Genomic DNA, 2,989 nt, shown 5'->3' on the forward strand with positions numbered 1-2,989 from the left:
TTTGGGAGAGGGGAGCTACAGAGCGAGGGGACAACTGTTGTTCATGGCTATTCGAGATGGCCATAGCTCCCAGGGATCCCCGTCTTTTTCCCTGCTGACCAGGGGGGTGGCAGAGAGTGCCCAGGAGCGCAGGTCGGATCCCTGACAGTCCGCTTAGGCTGAGAGTTCGAGGCTGAAAACTCTGTGCCTAAACCGTTTGGGTGTGAGCTGTAACGTTGAGAACGCGCAAGTGGGGCGGTTTGCAGAGTGGGGCCAAATGAGAGCCTGGCAAGGGGTTGCCCTGAAGCTGCTGGCCACCTTTTGCTTTGCCTGTTTGGGGGCGATCATCCGGCTCAACACGCCCGCCCTGCACCCTTTTGAAATTGTGTTCTTGCGCAACCTATTTGGGTTACTTGCCCTGGTGCCACTGCTTTTGCGAGCAGGGATCCACTCTCTGCGCACCGCCAAGATGGGCTTCTACCTCCTGCGCTCGGCAATCAGCACCTTGGGGATGCTGCTTTCCTTCTGGGCAGCCAGCCTGTTGCCTTTGGCGGAAGCAACGGCGCTGAGCTTTGTCCAGCTTTTGTTTGCCAGCCTCATGGCGGTCTGGGTGTTGGGCGAACAGATGCGCCCCTCCCGCTGGCTGGGATTGGGCCTGGCGTTTGCCGGGGCCTTGGTGATGCTAAGGCCGGGCTTTCGGGAGCTCTCTTTAGGGACAGGGCTAGCTTTGGCGGCGGCAGCCCTCTTTGCCTGGGTAACCATTGTGCTCAAGATCCTCGCCCGCACCGAGTCCAGCCTCACGATCACCGCCTACATGGGCCTGTTGCAGACTCCCCTTTCCTTCTTGGCTGCTGTTTGGGTTTGGAGCTGGCCTTCGCCGGAGCAGTGGCTGTGGATGGCGACAATGGGGCTGCTGGGCAGCCTGGGCCAGGTGGCCCTCACCCAAGCCTACAAGCTGGCCGAGGTGACCATGCTGCTGCCTCTTGATTTTTTCCGCCTCCTCTGGGCTAGCCTGATCGGGTTCTGGGTGTTTGCCGAGATCCCGGATGGGTGGACTTGGATGGGCGGAGCCTTGGTCTTGGCAGGCGCCACCTCTGGGGCCTACAGGGAAGCCCGGCTGCAGAGGGCCCAAACCCCGGCCTGGACTGGCAAAGTTGGAAAGCGGGAAGATCTCTAGGCCAGCCTAGAGCCGCGGCAGGACGGGACTGGAGCTGGTCAAGTCGGTGGTGGTGAGGGCCACCAGCAGGGCTTCCGGGCTAACGGGGAAGGGCAGATGGTGAATATCGGATCCCGGCTGGCAGGCCACTTGGGCAGCCTGCAGCAGCTCAGCGGATCCCAGGTGGTTGAGGTGGAGATCCCGCAAGTTGAGGGGCAGCCCCACCTGGCGGTAGAACTCCAGCAGCTGGGTGCGGGCGGCCAGCGCCAACTGGCTTCCCTGCAGGATCTCCTCCAGGCGAAGCTGGGCCAAGATGCCAAAAGCCACTTTCTCGCCGTGCAGGGTGGCCCGGTGCCCCAACAGATGGGTGAGGCCGTTGTGAACGGCGTGGGCGGCCACGGTGCGACATTTGGCCCCTCCCATGCCGCCGACAATCCCCGCTAGGCAAATGCAGGCGTCCACCACCTGCCTCCAAGCAGTCCCACCTGGCTCCCGCAGGGCCGCCACCGATTTTTGCAAGAGCAAATCCCGTAAGACGCGGGCCTGCTGCACAGCGCCGATCACCAGGGCATCTTCTGAACTGCCGCTGCTCACAGAAGACTCGTACCACTTGGCCAAGGCATCTCCGATCCCGGCCACCAGGGTGCGTGCTGGCGCTTGCAGAATCAAGTCATAGTCCAGGATCAAAGCGGCAGGTGCCTGCTCCAAGGCCACATCCCGCTGAAAAGCTCCGGCCTCCGAGTAGATGTTGGACAGGGCGCTCCAGGCGGCACAGGTGGCAGCAGAGGTGGGCACCGTCGCCACCGGGATCCCCAACCGATGGGCCACCAACTTGGCCGTATCCAACGCCTTGCCGCCCCCCACCCCCAAAATGCCGGTTACGGATTCTGCTGTGGCCAGAGCCTGGAGACGAGCCAGCTCCGATTCGCTGCAATCGACGCCATAGGTGCTCCAGTAGACCTGAACGGCGGGATCCCGCTCCAGATTGCGCTTCAGGGGCAGTTCAGCCACAGCTAGCGATCGCTCCCCCCCGATCACCAACACGCGGGATCCCAGGATCGTCAGAGGTACGGCCTCGAGGATGCCGCTGCCGCGGTACAGCCGGCCTGGGGCCGGAATGGCCAGATCCCATTTGCAAGAAGAGGCGCTCAGCATTGCCAGAAAGGGGAGAGAAATCAGCTCAGTGTTTGTGAATACAGAACATGATCTTAGCGGCAAATCCTAGAGGTCTGGCTCGCCGCAGGGCTATAGTTAGGGCTAAGTTAGCGTCAACCTTCTCTGGCGCTCACCCAGCAGGGCAACGGTGCCGTTTAGCAACAAGGGATCATGAACCCGACGACCCAGCATCAGCTCATACTCAAAATTGTGGCCGGCTCCGCTTGGGCCGATGGGCATTTGGAACCCCAGGAACTGGCCTACTTGGGATCCCTGCTGCGCCGCTATGGTTTGGAGCACGATACCGAGCTGCGAGAACTGATCCAAAAGCCCATCCCGATGGAACAAACCGAGCGCTGGATGGCCGATTATCTTGCTCAGGCCAGTGAAACCGAGCGCTTACAACTTTTGGGAGCAATTGGCAACCTGATGATGGCTGACGACACAGTCTCTCCAGAAGAGCACACCCTCTTGGATGACTACCACACCCTCATGGCAGGGATCCCACCTCGTCCAGAATCGGCGCCCAATCTGGTGAAGGGTGTGGGGCAATTTTTCCGCCGCGTGGCCAAGGCTGTAAGGGGAGAGGCTTCCTAACACATTTTGACCACACCATCTGGGGAGCGGCGCAGGGAAAAGTTTGATTAACGTAAGGTGCGGAATTCCCCACCGTCTATACGGTGGGGATGGATAGCACCC

The 2,989-nt window shown here is 61.1% G+C and carries 3 protein-coding genes; 2 read left to right on the forward strand and 1 reads right to left on the reverse strand.

The features are described 5' to 3' along the window. Positions 1-256 precede the first annotated feature (256 nt). A complete protein-coding gene (locus tag NW853_RS00020) occupies positions 257-1,156 on the forward strand; it encodes a DMT family transporter (RefSeq protein WP_414336121.1) in 900 nt (299 codons plus the stop codon). A gap of 6 nt (positions 1,157-1,162) precedes the next feature. On the opposite strand, the gene NW853_RS00025 is transcribed toward NW853_RS00020, so the two are convergent. After that, positions 1,163-2,290, reverse strand: coding sequence for an iron-containing alcohol dehydrogenase family protein (locus NW853_RS00025; protein WP_414347060.1), 1,128 nt, complete (start codon positions 2,288-2,290; stop codon positions 1,163-1,165). A gap of 171 nt (positions 2,291-2,461) precedes the next feature. Here NW853_RS00025 and NW853_RS00030 point away from each other — a divergent pair, with 171 nt between their 5' ends. After that, the gene (locus NW853_RS00030) at positions 2,462-2,887 is read left to right on the forward strand and encodes a TerB family tellurite resistance protein (protein ID WP_414336125.1); all 426 of its coding nucleotides are present in this window, start codon (positions 2,462-2,464) and stop codon (positions 2,885-2,887) included. Positions 2,888-2,989 lie beyond the last annotated feature (102 nt).

Origin of the sequence: Synechococcus sp. H55.11 (assembly GCF_047462475.1) — a bacterium.
GTDB lineage: Bacteria > Cyanobacteriota > Cyanobacteriia > Thermostichales > Thermostichaceae > Thermostichus.